Genomic DNA, 17166 nt, shown 5'->3' with positions numbered 1-17166 from the left:
TATTTTTAAACAAATTATGTAACATTTATTTTAAAATATTTTTCAAGAAAATAACCGAGTTAATAATACTCCACAAGCTCCTGCTGTTTGAAAGAAAACAGGATCTTGTTTCATTGTTCTTCCCATAGTTTTTATATATAAATTATATTTTTCCATAATTTTAATGGTATTTTCATCTAAAAAATAAATTTTATGTTTTTTATCTAAATTATATTCTTTATATTGTTTTATAATAATTCTTTTTTCATAATTTGATAAATTAGGGAATGCCATATAACAAGAAATAAAACAATATTTCATAGCAGTTAAAAAATGATGACTAATACCATAATGCCTTTCCCTTTCTTCTTGAAAACTTACTCTAGGAATACAAATAGGAGTCCCCCCCATGGAATAGACTATATTAGCATTATTAGCTACTTCCATACCTGTAAATCCTAATTTTGTTCCAGTTCCTACATGCCCTGGTCCCATTATCACTATACATAAATCACATTTTAATATTGACTTTGCAGCAGCTAAAGCAGTATACAAATTAACTGCTTCAAAATCTCCACCAAATGCATTCCCAATAGTAATAGTAAAATCAATTAATTTTCTTTTTTTAAGTTCACGTACAATGTTACTTAATCCTATAGGAAGGGCTCCTCCATCTGTCATAATATATGCTATTTTAAAATTTGGATTAATATCTTTTATAATACATGCAATGGGAGGAAGCATACTATGTATACTTCCTATTGCAATAGGCATACCCTCTAAAGTTTCAAAAGAATTTATAACATCAGGATATTGTTCTTCTATTGTTAAAGTTTTTAGTTGTATAGGTGTATATCTTAATTTCATTATATGCCCCAAACTATTTGTATTGATTGTATGAGAATTTTTATTGTATATAACAAAATGATATCCTCCTGTGCCTAGATTTAAATCAACTGCTGTTGTATTTAGACCTACACAATCTCCTACTGATACATCTCCTATAATTTTGGGATATACAATAGCTTTTTCTTCCTTTTTATTTATATCTACAAGAACCTCTACTATATCATCTAATTTATTTATGATTTTAGTAATTGTCCCTTCTTTTAAATGAACCATCATAAAAATCCCTTCTTTAACTTATTTTGCTTTATCCCAATTTTAACCATTTAGAAGGGATTTTATTCTTCAAAAACTATTTTAAAAGTTTATTTAGGATATTGGGCTTGTTTTTTAGTTAATTCATTTTTTTAGTTTTTTCAAAGCAAGCTTTCATAGCTTCTATAATACTACTTCTAAACCCAGTTTTTTCTAAAACTGATACAGCTTCTATAGTGGTTCCTCCTGGAGAACAAACAGCATCTTTTAAATCGCCAGGATGTTTTTTTGTTTCTAATACCATTTTAGCTGAACCTAATACAGTTTGAGAAGCTAATTTATAAGCAAGTTTTCTTGGCAGTCCTTGTAATACTCCTGCATCTGCCATAGCTTCTATCATCATATATACATATGCTGGAGAACTTCCTGATATGGGGACTATTGCATTCATAAATTTCTCATCTATTTCTTCTACTTCTCCAAAAGAAGAAAAAATTTTTAATATATCTTTTTTTTCTTCATCACTATATGAATCTTTAGAAAAACTTATAACACTCATTCCTTCTCCAATTAAAGCCGGAGTATTAGGCATAGCACGAATGATTCTAATTTCAGGTTTTAGTTTAGATTTAATATAATCAATATCTATGCCAGGAGCAATACTAATTATTATATTATTCTTTTTTACTACATCTTTTATTTCTTCTAGGACAACAGAATAATACTGAGGTTTTATTGCTAATACAATATATTTAGAACAACTTGCTAATTCTTTATTGGAATTAATTTCTTTAATTCCTAAATTTTCTTTTATATATTTAATCCTATCTTCTAAAATATCTGTAAAAATAATATTTTCTTTTTTCTCACTATTGATTAATCCTTTCATCATAGCATATCCCATATTTCCTGCACCAATAAATCCTATTTTTTTCATTTAATTTCCTCCTAACTAATTCCTAATTTAATTAAAACTATTATATCATAAAAATAAAATTTCTTATTGTAAATTTTATTTTTAATAAATTGATTGACAAATTAATTTATATTTTATATACTATATTTATAGAGTGTTGCTCTATAGTATACATTATTTAGAAAGGAGTGATACAATGGAATATATGTGGCTTATATGGGTTATAGTGGCAATTGGTTTTGCAATCATTGAAATGAGTAACGCTAGTTTCTTTATGATATGGTTTTCTGTAGGAGCCTTATTAGCATTAATTACAGCTTTATTTACATCAAATATATCAATACAATTTTTAATTTTTTTGATTAGTTCTGTATGTTTGCTTTTTTCTACTCGCAAAATTACAAAAAATTTTATGAATACTAAATCAGCTTACAAAACTAACATAGACACAATAAAAAATTCATCTGGAATAGTTATAGAAGAAATTAATAATATTAAAGGAACTGGGCAAGTTAAAATAAAAGGTGAAAGCTGGTCAGCAATTTCAGCTAGTGATGAAATTATTCCAATTAATACTAAAATTATTGTACTTGATGTAAAAGGAGTAAAATTAATAGTAGAAAAAGATGTTACTCTTTAAGTACCATTAAAAATTTATATACAAAAAGGAGGAATATATTATGAATTCTTTATCTTTACTAATAGCTTTTGGGGTTATATTTTTCTTTGTTATTATTTTAGGTTTTTCTAGTATTCGTATTATTCGTCAAGCTAGTGTGGGAATTGTAGAAAGATTAGGGACTTTTCATAGGAAAGCTGAAACAGGTGTTAATTTTTTAATTCCATTTATTGATTCTATGAGAACTGTTATAGATTTAAGAGAAAGAGTAATTGATTTTCCACCACAACCTGTTATTACTAAAGACAATGTAACTATGCAAATTGATACAGTTGTATATTATAAAATTACAGACCCAATATTTTATACTTATGAAATTGCTAATCCTATTGCTGCTATTGAATATCTTACTGCTACAACTCTTCGTAATATTATTGGAGAATTAGATTTAGATGAGACATTAACTTCTCGTGATATTATAAATACTAAACTACGTACTATTTTAGATGAAGCTACTGATAAATGGGGAATAAAAGTTAATCGCGTAGAATTAAAAAATATAAATCCTCCAAAAGATATTCAAGACGCTATGGAAAAGCAAATGCGTGCTGAACGTCAAAGAAGAGAAGCTATTTTAAGAGCTGAAGGACAAAAACGATCTGCTATTCTCGAAGCTGAAGGAGAAAAACAAGCTGCTATTTTAAAAGCTGAAGCTGAAAAAGAAGCTAATATAAGAAAAGCTGAAGGAGAAAAACAAGCTCAAATTTTGAAAGCTGAAGGGGAAGCAGAAGCATTTTTAGCTGTACAAACTGCTAAAGCAGAAGGACTTAAAAAGCTTTATATGGCTATTAAAGAAAGTGAGCCAGACCAAGCTGTATTGGCTATTAGATCCATGGAAGCTTTAGAAAAAATTGCTGAAGGAAAATCTAGCAAGTTAATTCTTCCTTCTGAAGCAGTGAGTTTACTAGGATCTATAAAAGGTATTAAAGAAGTTCTTGAAAATGAAAATAATAATGATAATCCAGAAACAAAAAATAAATAAAAATAAAAAACACCTTTTTTCAGGTGTTTTTTTATTTTTTATCTCATAAAATATAATTAAACATTAAGTTCTACTTTTAATCCTAATAATTCTTTATTTTCTTCTATAATTGGATTAATAAATTCTTCTAAAAATTCATCAACTTGTTGTGGCGCTCTTCCAACAAAATTCTTAGGATTTAAAATACTTAAAATTTCTTCTTTTGTCATAGGAAAACTTTTGTCATTAATAATTCTATCTATTAAATCATTAGGCTTTCCTTCAGTTTTAACTACTTTAGCAGCTTCCATAGAATGCTTCCTAATTTTTTCATGAAGTTCTTGACGATCTCCTCCTCTTTTTACTCCTTCCATTAGAATAGTTTCAGTCGCCATAAATGGTAGTTCTGCCATTATTCTTTGTTCAATTACTTTAGGATATACAACTAATCCACCTACAATATTTAAATAAATATCTAAAATTCCATCTACCGCCAAAAAACTTTCAGAAATACTGATCCTTTTATTAGCACTATCATCTAAAGTTCTTTCAAACCATTGAGTGGAAGCTGTAATAGCAGGATTAAGAGAAGAACAAATAACATATCGTGATAAAGCAGAGATTCTTTCACTACGCATTGGGTTTCTTTTATATGCCATAGCAGAAGACCCTATTTGATTTTTTTCAAAAGGTTCTTCTATTTCTTTTAAATTTTGTAATAATCTTATATCGTTACTAAATTTATAAGCAGATTGTGCAATATTACTTAGAATCTGAAGAATTTGTGAATCTAATTTTCTAGGATAAGTTTGTCCCGTTACTGGAAAAGTTTCTTTATATCCCATTTTATTAGCAACAAGTTTATCAAGTTTTTTTACTTTTTCATGATCTCCTTCAAATAAATTTAAAAAACTTGCTTGAGTTCCTGTGGTTCCTTTTACTCCACGAAGTTTTTTCTTAGATAAGTGATAATTTACATCTTGTAAATCCATATATAAATCTTGAATCCAAAGACAAGCTCTTTTCCCTACCGTTGTCAATTGAGCTGGCTGAAAGTGAGTAAAACCAAGAGTAGGCATATCTTTATATTTTTTTGCAAAAAGAGATAATTTATATATTATATTTATAATTTTTTTACGAATTAATTCTAATGCTTCATACATTATAATAATGTCTGTATTGTCTCCTACATAACAACTAGTAGCACCTAAATGTATAATAGGTTTTGCCTTTTTTGCTTGTTCTCCATAAGCATAAACATGTGCCATTACATCATGACGAACTTCTTTTTCTTTTTGCTTTGCAACTTTATAATTAATATTTTCTGCGTATTTTTTTAATTCTTCTATTTGTTCTTCCGTAATACCAATGCCTAATTCTTTTTCTGCTTCTGCCAAAGCAATCCATAACTTTCTCCAAGTTTTAAATTTTTTATCTGCTGAAAATAAATACTGCATTTCTTTACTTGAATATCTTTCACCAAATGGACTTTGGTAAGTATTATACAAATTACTCATTCCCTTCTTTTTTCTCAAAGTTATTATAACTGTTTTTTATTTTTATTTCATTATTTTTTTTATTTTTTATATAAAAATATGCAAAAAAATACGGTCAAAGCCGTATTTTTTATAACGTATGATATTTATTTTAATTTATTAATAAAGTTTTCAATTCTATCTAATCCTTTTTGAATACTTTCTTTATCTATAGCATAAGATAACCTAATACAATTAGAATATCCAAAATCTGTACAAGGAACTACTGCTACATTTTCCTCTTCTAATAAGATAGCTCCAAATTCATTAGCATTATTTATTACTTTTCCTTTAAAAGTTTTGCCCAAAATATTTGAAAGATCTATTACTATATAAAATGCTCCTTGAGGCTTAATAAATGAAATATTAGGTATTTGGGTTAATCTATCTATCATGTAATTTCTTCTTTTTTCAAATTCTTTACGCATTGCTTCTACACAATCTTGTGGGCCTGTTAAAGCTGCTATAGTTGCTTTTTGGGCAATAGAATTTGGATTAGATGTAGCATGACTTTGCATATTAGAAATAATCTTTGCTATATCAGAAGGAGCTGCAAGATATCCTATTCGCCAACCTGTCATAGAATAACTTTTTGATACTCCGTTTATAATAATAGTTCTTTTATATATTTCTTCATTAAAAGAAGCAATGCTTACATGTTTTATTCCATCATAGATTAATTTTTCATAAATTTCATCAGAGATAACATATATATCATGTTTTACTACAAAATCTGCTATTTCCTTTAATTCTTTTTCGTTATAAACTACACCTGTAGGATTATTAGGTGTATTTATTATAATAGCCTTTGTTTTATCTGTTATTACTTTTTCTAAATCTTCCACTGTAATTTTAAAATTATTTTCTTTATTAGCATATACAATTACAGGAATTCCATCTGCTAATTTTACCATTTGAGAATAACTTAACCAAAATGGTGCAGGAATAATAACTTCATCTCCAGGATTTAAAATTGCCATAAAAGCATTAGTCAATGAATGTTTTGCTCCATTACTAATAACTATTTGATTTATTTCATATTCCAATCCATTATCTTTTTTTAATTTATCACAAATTGCTTTTTTTAATTCAATAATCCCTGAAGCGGGAGTATATTTTGTAAATCCCTCTTCTATAGCTTTAATCGCAGCTTGTTTAATATGAATAGGAGTATCAAAATCTGGCTCTCCAGCTCCAAATCCTACAACATCTACTCCATCTGCCTTCATTTGTTTTGCTTTAGCAGTAATAGCTAAAGTTGAAGAAGGTGTAATAGCACTTACTTTATTTGAAAGTTTCATCTAATTCACCGTCCATTATTATTTTTTATATTATTGTAATATATTTTTCTGATATTTGCAAGATGTTAAGTTGGATTATTCTTTTTACATTCTTTTGCTCAATATTATAAAGCCTATTATCATATATATTGCAAGTTATTTTTTTGATTATTCAAATTAATTTTTATAGATTAAATATTTAATTATATATTATAGTTAAAAAATAATTTTTAAACATTTTTTTCATATTATATGGTTTAAGAATAAAAATTTCTTATGAGTAAATAATAATATAGACGATTAAAGTCAAATAAATTAAAGGAGATGAATATATTGGAACGTCCAAATTCACAAATAATAAAATGTAATGTAAAAACTTGTAAACACAATGATAAAGTTAAATATTGTACATTAAATAATATTTTAATAGGGGAACATGTTAGCAATGCAAAAAGTACCCACGAAACTGATTGTATGAGTTTTGAACCAGAAATTCAATAAATATATAAATATTCTTAAAAAAGATATAAAAATAATACAAGCTCTTAACGAGCTTGTATTATTAATTTGATTGCTGTTCTTTCTTCGCCATTAATTTCGATATCTGTGAAAGCTGGTATACAGATTAAATCAATTCCTGAGGGAGCTACATATCCTCTTGCAATAATCACTGCCTTTAATGCTTGATTTAAAGCTCCTGCTCCTATTGCTTGTAATTCTGCTCCACCTTTCTCACGAATGGTGTTAGCTAAAGCTCCTGCAACAGCATTAGGATTAGATTTTGAAGCAACTTTTAATACTTCCATTTTTATGACCCCCTTATTAAAATAAAATTGATTTCTATAATATATTCTCCATTTATTTTCTAATTCCTTTTTTTAAAATATAATTTTTTTAATATTTTATTATAATTTATCATTATTATGTAAAATAAAAAGAAAACACTATTTGTGTTTTCTTTTATTTTGCATATTCTATTGCTCTTGTTTCACGAATAAGATGCACTTTTATTTGTCCTGGATACTCTAATTCATTTTCAATTTTTTTAGCTATTTCTCTAGATAATAAAATCATTTGAGCATCATCAGTTTCTTCAGGAATAACCATTATTCTAAGTTCTCTACCTGCTTGGATTGCAAAGGATTTTTCCACACCTTTAAATGAATCAGCAATTTCTTCTAATTTTTGTAATCTTTTAATATATGTCTCTAAAGTTTCTCTTCTTGCTCCTGGTCTTGCTGCTGAAATTGTATCAGCCGCTTGAACAATAACAGCAATTATATTTTCTGGCTCTACATCTCCATGATGAGCTTCTATAGCATTAAGAACAATACTTGATTCTCGATATTTTCTACATAATTCAACACCTATACTAATATGAGAACCTTCCATTTCATGATCTACTGCTTTTCCAATATCGTGTAATAAACCAGCACGTTTAGCTAATCTAATATCTGCTCCTATTTCTCCAGCAATTAAACCACTTAAATTTGAAACTTCTATAGAGTGTTTTAAAACATTTTGTCCATAACTGGTTCTAAATTTAAGTTTTCCTAAAAGCTTAATGAGTTCTGGATGTAATCCATGTACACCCGTTTCAAAAGTTGCAGCTTCTCCTTCTTCACGAATTAAAGTTTCTACTTCTTTTTTGGCTTTTTCAACCATCTCTTCAATTCTTGCTGGATGAATTCTTCCATCAACAATTAATTTTTCTAAGGCAATTCGTGCAATTTCTCTTCTAATAGGATCAAAGCCTGATAAAATAACTGCTTCTGGGGTATCATCAATAATCAAATCTATTCCAGTTAATGTTTCTAATGTTCTAATATTTCGCCCTTCACGGCCAATAATTCTTCCTTTCATTTCATCATTAGGAAGAGGTACAACAGATACTGTTGTGTCTGCCACATGGTCAGCAGCACATTTTTGAATAGCATTGGCTATAATATCTCTTGCTTTTTTATCAGCTTCTTGTTTTGCTTTGTTTTCAATTTCTTTAATTAACATTGCTGATTCATATTTCACTTCATTTTCAATAGTATTTAACAGGTATTCTTTTGCTTCCTCGGAGGTGAGTCCGGAAATTCTTTCAAGTTCTTGTATTTCTTTTTGTTGGAGATCAGCAATTTGCTCTTTTAATTCTTCAATTTGTTCTACTTTTTTGTTAAGAGCTTCTTCTTTTCTTTCAAGAACCTCGACTTTTCGGTCTAAAGATTCTTCCTTTTGTTGTAATCTTCTTTCTAATCTTTGTAATTCTCCTCTTCGCTCTTTAACTTCTTGATCCAAATCATTTTTTGTTTTTAATGCTTCTTCTTTTGCCTCTAACATAATTTCACGTTTTTTTGCCTCAGCAGTACTAATTGCATCATCTATAATTTTACTAGCCCTTTCTTCTGCAGAGCCAATCTTTGCTTCAGCAATACGTTTTCTATAAGAAACCCCCATAGCAAAGGCAATTACTCCAACAATAATAATAAGCACAATAATTAAAATCTCAGTAATCAGTAACACCTCCTTTATTCAGTTTTCATGGTTCAAATTATCACAGGATAACATATTGATTGTATTACTTTTTAAAAATTATGTCAAGTATCATAATCTTATACAATGAATAATTATAAACATATTTCTTTCTAAATTCTTATATTATTTAATATTTTCAATTATTATATAATATTTATGAATATTTATAAAAAAAGCTATAGAGATTAAACTATAAGTTTAAGTTAAATTATAAAAGCCAGAATCATTAAAGACTCTGGCTTTGTATATAAATTTTAATCAAAATAAATTTTAAAAGCTTTTTTTATTACATCATAAGAAAATCCTTTTCTTAATAAAAATTGATATATTTTTTGTTTTTTCTTTTGGTCAATATTTTCTTTTAAAGGACACTTTTTTTCTATAAGTTTTAACGCATTGTTTAATTCGTCTAATTCTATGTTATTTAATACATTTTCAATTATTTTCTGTTTTATTCCTTTTTGTTTTAAATCATATTCTATTTTTTTCTTTCCTAAAATCTTTGTATGTGTATAATATTTTACATAATTTATTGCAAATTTTTCATCATTAACATAATCATATTTTTTTAAAAAGTCTATTACTTTTTCTATTATCGCTTCGTCATATTCTTTACTAGCTAATTTATTTCTTATTTCTTTCTCACTTCTAGGTCTATAACTTAAAAAATTAAGTGCTATATTTTTAGCTTTATTATAATCTTTTTCTTTAATAATTTGAATAAGTTCTTTTTTATTTATATTTTTCCCTTCGTATAATTTAAACATATATAATTCTTCAGCATCAACACCAAATGAAAATTCTCCATCTATAAAAATGGACCATCTATTTTTATTATTTTTTTGTTTCTCTATTTTTGTTATTTTCATTTTTATCCCTCAATAATAAAATACGCTTTGAAACGGATTTAGTTCCGATCAGAGCGCATATTTTTTTACTTTAATATTAATTCTCATCTAATTTTATTTGTGATTCTTTATTTTCTTTTTCCTCTGTAGAAGTTAATAAAGGTAATTCATAATGTTTTCTAATCAAATTTTCAATTTCTTTACATATTACAGGATTTTCTTTTAAAAACATTTTAGCATTTTCTCTGCCCTGCCCTAAACGATTATCTTTATAAGAATACCATGCTCCACTTTTATTTATAATATCTAAATCCACAGCTAAATCTAATATATCTCCTTCCTTAGAAATTCCTTCTCCATACATAATGTCAAATTCTGCTTGTTTGAAAGGAGGAGCTACTTTATTTTTTACCACTTTTACTCTTACACGACTTCCTACAAAATCATTACTTTGTTTTAAAGTATCAATTCTTCTTACATCAAGCCTAATAGATGCATAAAACTTAAGAGCTCGTCCTCCAGTTGTTGTTTCAGGACTTCCAAATACAACTCCTACTTTTTCACGAAGTTGATTAATAAATACTACAATGCACTTGGATTTATTTACAATTCCTGTTAATTTTCTAAGAGCCTGAGACATTAAACGAGCTTGAAGTCCCATATGACTATCTCCCATTTCTCCTTCTATCTCAGCCTTAGGAACTAATGCTGCTACCGAATCCACTATTATTATATCAATAGCTCCTGAACGAACCATTGTTTCGGTAATCTCTAAAGCTTGTTCACCATGGTCTGGTTGAGAAATGTATAAGTCATTAATATTAACACCTAATTTTTGTGCATATGAAGGGTCAAGTGCATGTTCTGCGTCAATAAATGCCGCAATTCCTCCTGATTTTTGTGCTTCTGCTACCATATGAAGAGCTACAGTAGTTTTACCAGAAGATTCTGGCCCATATATTTCAATAATTCTTCCCTTTGGAACTCCTCCTACCCCAAGAGCAATATCTAAACTTAAAGAACCTGTGGGAATAGTGGATATATTATTGTCAGTTTTTTCTCCTAACTTCATAATAGAACCTTTACCAAATTGCTTTTGTATCTGACTAATTGCTGCATTTAATGCCTTTTCTTTTTCTGACGAACTATTATTCCCGATTGATATATTCTTCATCTATCAGGAACACCACCTTTCTTAATTTTATAATACATTATATTTAATTTGATATTTAAAAATAACAAACAAATGTTCTTATTACATTGTATCTTATTTTAATTAATTAGTCAATAGTTCTCTTCTAATCCAATCAAGAACAGAAATAACAGTTCTTTCTCTTATAGTTTGTCTATCTCCTCTAAAATTAAATTTTTTAGAATATACTTTCCCATTAATATATAATCCAGCATATACAAGACCTACAGGCTTTTCTTTTGTTCCTCCACTAGGCCCTGCTATTCCTGTAGTAGATACTCCTATATCTGAATTACTAATTTTAGCAATTCCTATTGCCATTTCTTCAGCTGTTTCTTTACTTACAGCTCCATATTTTTTAAGTATATCTTCTTTTACTCCTAATCTTTTGATTTTTGCTTCATTACTATAAGTTACCATTCCTTCTTTAAATACTGCTGAAATTCCTGGATAATTTATAATTCGCCCAGCTAAAAGTCCTCCTGTACAAGATTCTGCTACAGATATAGTTTTATTACTAGTTATTAAAAGTTTTCCCACTACACTTTCTAGAGATGTATTTTCTCCTTCTCCATAAATATTATTTCCTAATATAGTTCTTATTTTTCTTTCAACAGGTTTAATTAAATTATTAGCTTCTTCTTTATTAGAAGCTTTAGCAGTGATTCTTATAGTTACTTCTCCAGTTTTAGCATATGGAGCTATGGTAGGATTACTTTGTGTTATGATTATATCTTTTAATAATTCTTCTGTTTTACTTTCTCCTATACCACAAATTCTTAAAACTTTTGAAACTAATACTCCTTCTTGTAATTTGGATAAATATGGGATTACGTTATTTTCAAACATAGGTTTCATTTCTCTTGGAGGACCTGGTAATAAAATTATTTTTTTATTATCATCAATTTCTATAGCACATCCCGGGGCAGTTCCGTTATCATTATGGAAAATAATCGCATCTTGTGGAAAATAAGCCTGTTTTTTATTGTTTTCTGTCATTTCTCTACCTAGTTTTTTAAAATAAGATTCTATCCATTTTAAGGATTCTTGGTCTAAAACCATTTCTTTTCCTGCTATCTTAGCAGCTGTTTCTTTAGTCAAATCATCTTTAGTAGGTCCTAATCCTCCAGTTGTAATAACTATATCTGACCTTTTAAGAGCTAATTCAAAAGCTTGATGTAAGCGGCGTTCATTATCCCCTACAACTGATTGATAATATACTTCAATTCCTATGTCTGCTAATCTTCTAGCAATGTACTGTGCATTTGTATTTACAATGTCTCCTAATAATAATTCTGTTCCTACACATAATATTTCTGCATTCATTTATTTTTCCTCCTTGTATTTAAAAATTAAATATGTAGATATATGAAATTTAATAATTTATACAATACAATAATATTTTATACCATTTTCAATAAGTATAAAACATTAAAATCGGCATTTCATGCCGATTTTAATGTTTTATTATTAAATATTTTCAGTTTCGGAATCTACTATTACAATTTTCTCTACTTTTGAAAATGGTTCTGTAATATCTTCTGCTTTAACTTTTTAAAATTCTATAGAATAATCTTTTTCTCCTTCTAAAAAATATGATACTATCTTATCTAAGTTTTCATTTTCATCATTTAATAATTTATATATTGCTTCTTTGTCATTTTCACTTATATCTTTTAGTATAAAAGCTTCTTCTTTTTCATTTTCTTCTATAGGAGTTACCAATATATACTTTTCTCCATCTTTTTCTATAGCATCGATTATCTCAAATTCAATTTCTTTCTCTGTTTCTTCATCTATAAGAAAAATATTATTTTTCATAATATGCCCTCCGTTTATTAGTTAATACTGTCTAAATATCCTTGTAATATATATACAGCAGCCATCTTATCAATAATTTTTTTTCTTTTATTTCTACTCATATCAGCTTCTAATAAAATATTTTCTGCTGCTTTGGTACTTAATCTTTCATCCCATAAAATAACTGGAATAGAAAAATTTTTTTCTAATTTTTCTTTAAATTTTAAAGTTTTTTCAGCTCTGTCTCCTAAAGTATTATTCATATTTTTAGGAAATCCCAAAAGAATTTTTTCTATATTGTATTGATTAATTAATTCTTTTATACGTTCTAAACTATTTTTTAAATTATTCTCCTCTTTTCTACGAATAATTTCTATTCCTTGCGCAGTCCACCCAAAAGGGTCACTTATTGCTACTCCTATTGTTTTTTCTCCATAATCTATGCCCATTATTCTCAAGTTAACTCGTCCTCTCTTGAATTACTTTATTACTATGATTATATACATATAAATAAGGAAATACAATATATATCATACATATTGCAGTCATTACTATTCCTGAATCATTAAAAATAATAGCTCCTATCATAGCTCCAATAACAGAACTACCAACACTTTTTATAATTTTATTATTTATATCAAAATAAAATGCAAGTATAATGAGGGAAATAATTAAAAATTTTGACCACATAGAATATTTAATTAATTGAATATTCATGATAAATTTTCTCTGTAAAATTTCTATTAATACTTGAAAATTTCCATTAATAGATTGATATAATGTTTGAGCAAAATGAGATTTTTCTTTTACAAAAAAATAATCTATTGATATCCAAAATAAACCAAATATCGTTAAAGCTAGAAAGATATATATCACTTTATTATATTTATGCTTATAATATTTAAATATAAATACACTCATTCCTAATAGTAGAGAAATCGTTCCTCCAACATTAGCTCCCCAAAATGGCATACTAAATATAAAAAGTACAATTGTTTGAAATAATAAAGCAATTTTTTTAAAGTATGTCCAATCATAAATACAATATAAAAACAAATAAAGATTACCTATAATAACTCCAGCATATTCATTGCCTATTCCATAAAATCTTGCTCCGATCATAGGATCATAGCCTAAAAAAGAATTTTGTTGTAATACACTTTTTGCTATGGTATCCAATATTAATATTATCAATATAGAACCTGATGTAATTAAAAGAATAATTTTATATGAATAAAAATAATTAATAATTAATATAGCACATGTTAAAATTATTAAAGCAGTTAAAAAAATATATACAGGATTTAATTTTATATTAAAATTTATCATGAATATTATAGGCACCCATAAAACAGATAATAAAGTAGCATTAAATATTTTAGTTATCAAATTATTATTTATTTTATATATTATTAAAAATATAATTAAAAAACTAATTAATAATATAATGTATATTTTTATCATTAAAGGTCTGAAATAATTTATATATTTTATTTTATCTAATTGTTTCATCATTAAAAAAAATGAGTTTTTATTAGGATAAACTTTTATTCCTTGGCTGATCATATTATTATTAGATAAACCTAATTGTTTAAGGATAGTAGGAGCAATATCAATATTTGTTATAATCCCTTTTCTTCTAGTAGTATACGAACTAATTAATCCGTGCTCAGGATTTTTACCATTATAGAATAAAAAAGGTGTTAAAGTTGAAGTATTACCTTTATCATATGGAGAAAAAACATATAAAATTACATTATTTTCTTTAATATAATTAATTAAAAAATCTAAATTTTCTTTTGTATTATATAAATCCATTTCAATTAATATTAAATCCGAATTATCTAAAATGTCTATATTCTTTTTAGAATATAATTTTGTAAAATTATTTGTTGTGTAACTTGTTTCTCCTAAAGAATTTTCTATTATTTTTTTTAAATTTTCATTTTTAGAAAAAAAAGCTGTAGAAAAATTTGATAGAGTAACTAAATCCCCTACTCCTTTTTCTACAGCCCCCATATTATTTATTTCATAATAATTCCATTTCTTCCCTGTTGCTATAGTACCATAAAATTCGATTTCTTTATTTTTATGATTAGTTCGTATACTCATAGTTCCTACTGCACTTTGCGGAATTAGATGTGATATAAATGAAGAATCTAGCCATTTATCCCAAGAGCTTTCTGAGGAAATCAATAAAATTATTTTATTTTCTGTACCATATGCCTTAACTGGATATATAAAAAATATTAAAAAAAATAAAAAATTAAATATTAATTTTTTATACTTATACATTAAAGAAAAACTCCTTATTTTTTCTCTAAATAATTTTTAACTAACTCTTCTAAAATTTCATCTCTTTCTAATTTATGAATTTTGCTTCTTGCATTATTATAACTTGTTATATAAGTAGGGTCTCCTGATAAAATATATCCAACCATTTGATTAATAGGATTATATCCCTTTTCTTTTAAAGCTTCATAAACTTCAAATAAAATATTTTTTATTTCATTAGCTTTTTCTTTATCTACATTAAATTGAACAGTTTCATTAAATTGCTTCATAATTTCACTCTCCCATAATATATACATTTACTTACACAATTATATGATAATATAAAACTATTATTTGTGCAAATAAAAATAACTTGCAATTTTATATTTAAAAATATAACTTTAATAACTTTTAATATCTCCTTTTAATGTATTCTCATCTAATTTTTTGATATTTACTTTTAAGATTTTATTTTCTATATTTTCTTCTGAAAAGGCTAATACTTTTAAGTAGTTTGTACTATATCCTTCATAAAAATTTTGTTTATTTTCTACTTTATTTTCAAATAAAACTTCTAAATTTTTCCCAAGTTGTTTTAATAAAAATTCTCTTTGCATTTTTTCACCTAATGTAATCATTTTATGACTTCTTTCATCTTTTATATTAGAAGCAATTTGATTTGACATTTTAGCAGCAGGAGTGCCTTTTCTTGGAGAATATTTAAAAACATGAATTTGAGAAAACCCTATTTCTTTTACAAATTTATAAGATTGATTAAACTCTTCTTCTGTTTCTCCGGGAAAACCTACAATTATATCCGTTGTAATAGCTACATTAGGTATGTTTTGTTTTAATAATTCAACAGATTTTCTATATTGAGTACTATTGTATTTCCTATTCATCCTTTTTAATGTTGCATCACATCCACTTTGAAGAGATAAATGAAAATGAGGACATATTTTGGGAAGTATTTTTATTTCTTTTACAAATTCTTCCGTTATAATAGATGGTTCAATGGAACTTAACCTAATTCTTTTTAATCCATCTATAGTATGTACCATTTTGATTATTTTTAATAAATTAATATCTTCATCTAAATCTTTCCCATAAGAAGCAATATGAATGCCTGTTAAAACAATTTCTTTGAATCCATTATCTACTAAAGTTTTTACTTCTTTTACTATATTTTCAGGTTTTCTACTTCTTATAGGCCCTCTTGCATATGGAATAATACAATAAGAACAATATTGATTACATCCTTCTTGAATTTTTAAATATGCACGAGTTTTCCCTTCTAATTTATTAACTCCTAATTCTTCAAATTGTTTTACATTCATTATATCATTTACTATGTTAATTTTTTTATGTTTTTTTTCATATTCATGAATTAATTCAATAATTCTACTTCTATTATCTGTTCCTATTATAATATTTACCCCTTCTATTGCTTCAACTTCTTTAGGAGCTGTTTGAACATAACATCCTACTACAGCTATTATTGAATCTGGATTAATTTTTTTAGCTCTTCTTATCATTTGTCTTGATTTTTTATCTCCTAAATTTGTCACAGTACAAGTATTAATAACATATACATCTGCATATTCATCAAAAGATACTACTTCATAATTATCATTTTCAAATAATTCAATCATTGCTTCTGTTTCATATTGATTTACTTTACATCCCAAAGTGTAGAAAGCTACTTTTGACATTTTTTCTTCTCCTTTATATTAATTTTATTTTACAAATTGACAAAAAATTATTATAAGTTTACTATTAATAGTATAATAATAGTGATGTTTAAATTTTAGGAGGTAATAATATGAAATCTATTAAAATTTCTTTAAATTCTATTGAGAAAGTAAAAAAGTTTGTTAACATTATTGGAAAATACGAGGGAGATTTTGATTTATCTTCAGGTAGATATAAAGTTGACGCTAAATCTATTATGGGTATTTTTAGTTTGGATTTAAGTTCTCCTCTACAATTAGATATTCATAATGACGCTGTCGCTGAAGATGTAATTGCTGAAATTAATAAATATATAGAACAATAATTAATCCACTCTTTAGAGTGGA

General features: G+C 26.4%; 18 protein-coding genes. 4 read left to right on the top strand and 14 right to left on the bottom strand.

The window, feature by feature from the left end:
• Window positions 1-42 precede the first annotated feature (42 nt).
• Window positions 43-1104, bottom strand: a complete 1062-nt coding sequence (locus OM90_RS03015; RefSeq protein ID WP_058485414.1) for a DUF3866 family protein — start codon at window positions 1102-1104, stop codon at window positions 43-45.
• Between the two features lie 115 nt (window positions 1105-1219).
• A complete protein-coding gene (gene proC / locus OM90_RS03010; RefSeq protein WP_058485413.1) occupies window positions 1220-2017 on the bottom strand; it encodes a pyrroline-5-carboxylate reductase in 798 nt (265 codons plus the stop codon).
• A 175-nt stretch (window positions 2018-2192) separates the two neighbouring features.
• On the opposite strand from proC, the gene OM90_RS03005 reads away from it, so the two are divergent.
• Window positions 2193-2636, top strand: a complete 444-nt coding sequence (locus OM90_RS03005; RefSeq protein ID WP_058485412.1) for an NfeD family protein — start codon at window positions 2193-2195, stop codon at window positions 2634-2636.
• Between the two features lie 40 nt (window positions 2637-2676).
• Entirely contained in the window at window positions 2677-3657 is a 981-nt protein-coding gene (locus tag OM90_RS03000; protein ID WP_058485411.1) for an SPFH domain-containing protein, read from the top strand.
• A gap of 56 nt (window positions 3658-3713) precedes the next feature.
• Here the strand turns inward: OM90_RS03000 and purB are convergent, their stop codons facing one another.
• Together purB and OM90_RS02990 are read right to left on the bottom strand one after the other, a co-directional pair.
• The gene (gene purB, locus OM90_RS02995; RefSeq protein ID WP_193391923.1) at window positions 3714-5153 is read right to left on the bottom strand and encodes an adenylosuccinate lyase; all 1440 of its coding nucleotides are present in this window, start codon (window positions 5151-5153) and stop codon (window positions 3714-3716) included.
• A gap of 125 nt (window positions 5154-5278) precedes the next feature.
• The gene (locus tag OM90_RS02990) at window positions 5279-6472 is read right to left on the bottom strand and encodes a pyridoxal phosphate-dependent aminotransferase (RefSeq protein ID WP_058485409.1); all 1194 of its coding nucleotides are present in this window, start codon (window positions 6470-6472) and stop codon (window positions 5279-5281) included.
• Between the two features lie 312 nt (window positions 6473-6784).
• Here OM90_RS02990 and OM90_RS12335 point away from each other — a divergent pair, with 312 nt between their 5' ends.
• Window positions 6785-6952 (top strand): DUF1540 domain-containing protein, encoded by a 168-nt coding sequence (locus OM90_RS12335; RefSeq protein WP_242860850.1) that lies wholly within the window; start codon window positions 6785-6787, stop codon window positions 6950-6952.
• Between the two features lie 44 nt (window positions 6953-6996).
• Here the strand turns inward: OM90_RS12335 and OM90_RS02985 are convergent, their stop codons facing one another.
• The 10 genes from OM90_RS02985 to mtaB all read right to left on the bottom strand — a co-directional run bounded on the left by OM90_RS02985 (window position 6997) and on the right by mtaB (window position 16800).
• Window positions 6997-7257, bottom strand: coding sequence for a stage V sporulation protein S (locus tag OM90_RS02985; RefSeq protein ID WP_058485408.1), 261 nt, complete (start codon window positions 7255-7257; stop codon window positions 6997-6999).
• A gap of 154 nt (window positions 7258-7411) precedes the next feature.
• Window positions 7412-8932: a ribonuclease Y gene (gene rny / locus OM90_RS02980; RefSeq protein WP_278335775.1), complete on the bottom strand. Its 1521-nt coding sequence runs from the start codon at window positions 8930-8932 to the stop codon at window positions 7412-7414.
• A 296-nt stretch (window positions 8933-9228) separates the two neighbouring features.
• Window positions 9229-9843: a RecX family transcriptional regulator gene (locus tag OM90_RS02975; protein WP_058485406.1), complete on the bottom strand. Its 615-nt coding sequence runs from the start codon at window positions 9841-9843 to the stop codon at window positions 9229-9231.
• A gap of 76 nt (window positions 9844-9919) precedes the next feature.
• The gene (gene recA, locus OM90_RS02970; RefSeq protein ID WP_058485405.1) at window positions 9920-10996 is read right to left on the bottom strand and encodes a recombinase RecA; all 1077 of its coding nucleotides are present in this window, start codon (window positions 10994-10996) and stop codon (window positions 9920-9922) included.
• 102 nt (window positions 10997-11098) lie between these two features.
• Window positions 11099-12340 (bottom strand): competence/damage-inducible protein A, encoded by a 1242-nt coding sequence (locus tag OM90_RS02965; protein ID WP_058485404.1) that lies wholly within the window; start codon window positions 12338-12340, stop codon window positions 11099-11101.
• A 228-nt stretch (window positions 12341-12568) separates the two neighbouring features.
• Window positions 12569-12835 (bottom strand): DUF1292 domain-containing protein, encoded by a 267-nt coding sequence (locus OM90_RS02960; RefSeq protein WP_058485403.1) that lies wholly within the window; start codon window positions 12833-12835, stop codon window positions 12569-12571.
• Between the two features lie 17 nt (window positions 12836-12852).
• Entirely contained in the window at window positions 12853-13272 is a 420-nt protein-coding gene (gene ruvX, locus OM90_RS02955) for a Holliday junction resolvase RuvX (RefSeq protein WP_058485402.1), read from the bottom strand.
• Window position 13273: 1 nt separating this feature from the next.
• On the bottom strand, window positions 13274-15109 hold the full coding sequence (locus OM90_RS02950) for a hypothetical protein (protein ID WP_058485401.1): 1836 nt from the start codon (window positions 15107-15109) through the stop codon (window positions 13274-13276).
• A gap of 14 nt (window positions 15110-15123) precedes the next feature.
• Entirely contained in the window at window positions 15124-15378 is a 255-nt protein-coding gene (locus OM90_RS02945) for an IreB family regulatory phosphoprotein (RefSeq protein WP_058485400.1), read from the bottom strand.
• A 111-nt stretch (window positions 15379-15489) separates the two neighbouring features.
• The gene (gene mtaB, locus OM90_RS02940) at window positions 15490-16800 is read right to left on the bottom strand and encodes a tRNA (N(6)-L-threonylcarbamoyladenosine(37)-C(2))-methylthiotransferase MtaB (RefSeq protein WP_058485399.1); all 1311 of its coding nucleotides are present in this window, start codon (window positions 16798-16800) and stop codon (window positions 15490-15492) included.
• Between the two features lie 110 nt (window positions 16801-16910).
• On the opposite strand from mtaB, the gene OM90_RS02935 reads away from it, so the two are divergent.
• Entirely contained in the window at window positions 16911-17144 is a 234-nt protein-coding gene (locus OM90_RS02935; protein WP_058485398.1) for an HPr family phosphocarrier protein, read from the top strand.
• Window positions 17145-17166: the final 22 nt, after the last annotated feature.

The sequence above is a fragment of the Defluviitalea phaphyphila genome (assembly GCF_001466305.1).
GTDB lineage: Bacteria > Bacillota > Clostridia > Lachnospirales > Defluviitaleaceae > Defluviitalea_A > Defluviitalea_A phaphyphila.
This window is presented reverse-complemented; position numbering and strand designations above follow the sequence as displayed.

What these genes read in the sequence shown, in the direction of transcription:
- OM90_RS03015 (WP_058485414.1), bottom strand. Translation starts at nt 1,104, where the DNA reads ATGATGGTTCATTTAAAAGAAGGGACAATTACTAAAATCATAAATAAA.
- proC (WP_058485413.1), bottom strand. Translation starts at nt 2,017, where the DNA reads ATGAAAAAAATAGGATTTATTGGTGCAGGAAATATGGGATATGCTATG.
- OM90_RS03005 (WP_058485412.1), top strand. Translation starts at nt 2,193, where the DNA reads ATGGAATATATGTGGCTTATATGGGTTATAGTGGCAATTGGTTTTGCA.
- OM90_RS03000 (WP_058485411.1), top strand. Translation starts at nt 2,677, where the DNA reads ATGAATTCTTTATCTTTACTAATAGCTTTTGGGGTTATATTTTTCTTT.
- purB (WP_193391923.1), bottom strand. Translation starts at nt 5,153, where the DNA reads ATGAGTAATTTGTATAATACTTACCAAAGTCCATTTGGTGAAAGATAT.
- OM90_RS02990 (WP_058485409.1), bottom strand. Translation starts at nt 6,472, where the DNA reads ATGAAACTTTCAAATAAAGTAAGTGCTATTACACCTTCTTCAACTTTA.
- OM90_RS02985 (WP_058485408.1), bottom strand. Translation starts at nt 7,257, where the DNA reads ATGGAAGTATTAAAAGTTGCTTCAAAATCTAATCCTAATGCTGTTGCA.
- OM90_RS02975 (WP_058485406.1), bottom strand. Translation starts at nt 9,843, where the DNA reads ATGAAAATAACAAAAATAGAGAAACAAAAAAATAATAAAAATAGATGG.
- recA (WP_058485405.1), bottom strand. Translation starts at nt 10,996, where the DNA reads ATGAAGAATATATCAATCGGGAATAATAGTTCGTCAGAAAAAGAAAAG.
- OM90_RS02965 (WP_058485404.1), bottom strand. Translation starts at nt 12,340, where the DNA reads ATGAATGCAGAAATATTATGTGTAGGAACAGAATTATTATTAGGAGAC.
- OM90_RS02960 (WP_058485403.1), bottom strand. Translation starts at nt 12,835, where the DNA reads ATGAAAAATAATATTTTTCTTATAGATGAAGAAACAGAGAAAGAAATT.
- OM90_RS02950 (WP_058485401.1), bottom strand. Translation starts at nt 15,109, where the DNA reads ATGTATAAGTATAAAAAATTAATATTTAATTTTTTATTTTTTTTAATA.
- OM90_RS02945 (WP_058485400.1), bottom strand. Translation starts at nt 15,378, where the DNA reads ATGAAGCAATTTAATGAAACTGTTCAATTTAATGTAGATAAAGAAAAA.
- mtaB (WP_058485399.1), bottom strand. Translation starts at nt 16,800, where the DNA reads ATGTCAAAAGTAGCTTTCTACACTTTGGGATGTAAAGTAAATCAATAT.
- OM90_RS02935 (WP_058485398.1), top strand. Translation starts at nt 16,911, where the DNA reads ATGAAATCTATTAAAATTTCTTTAAATTCTATTGAGAAAGTAAAAAAG.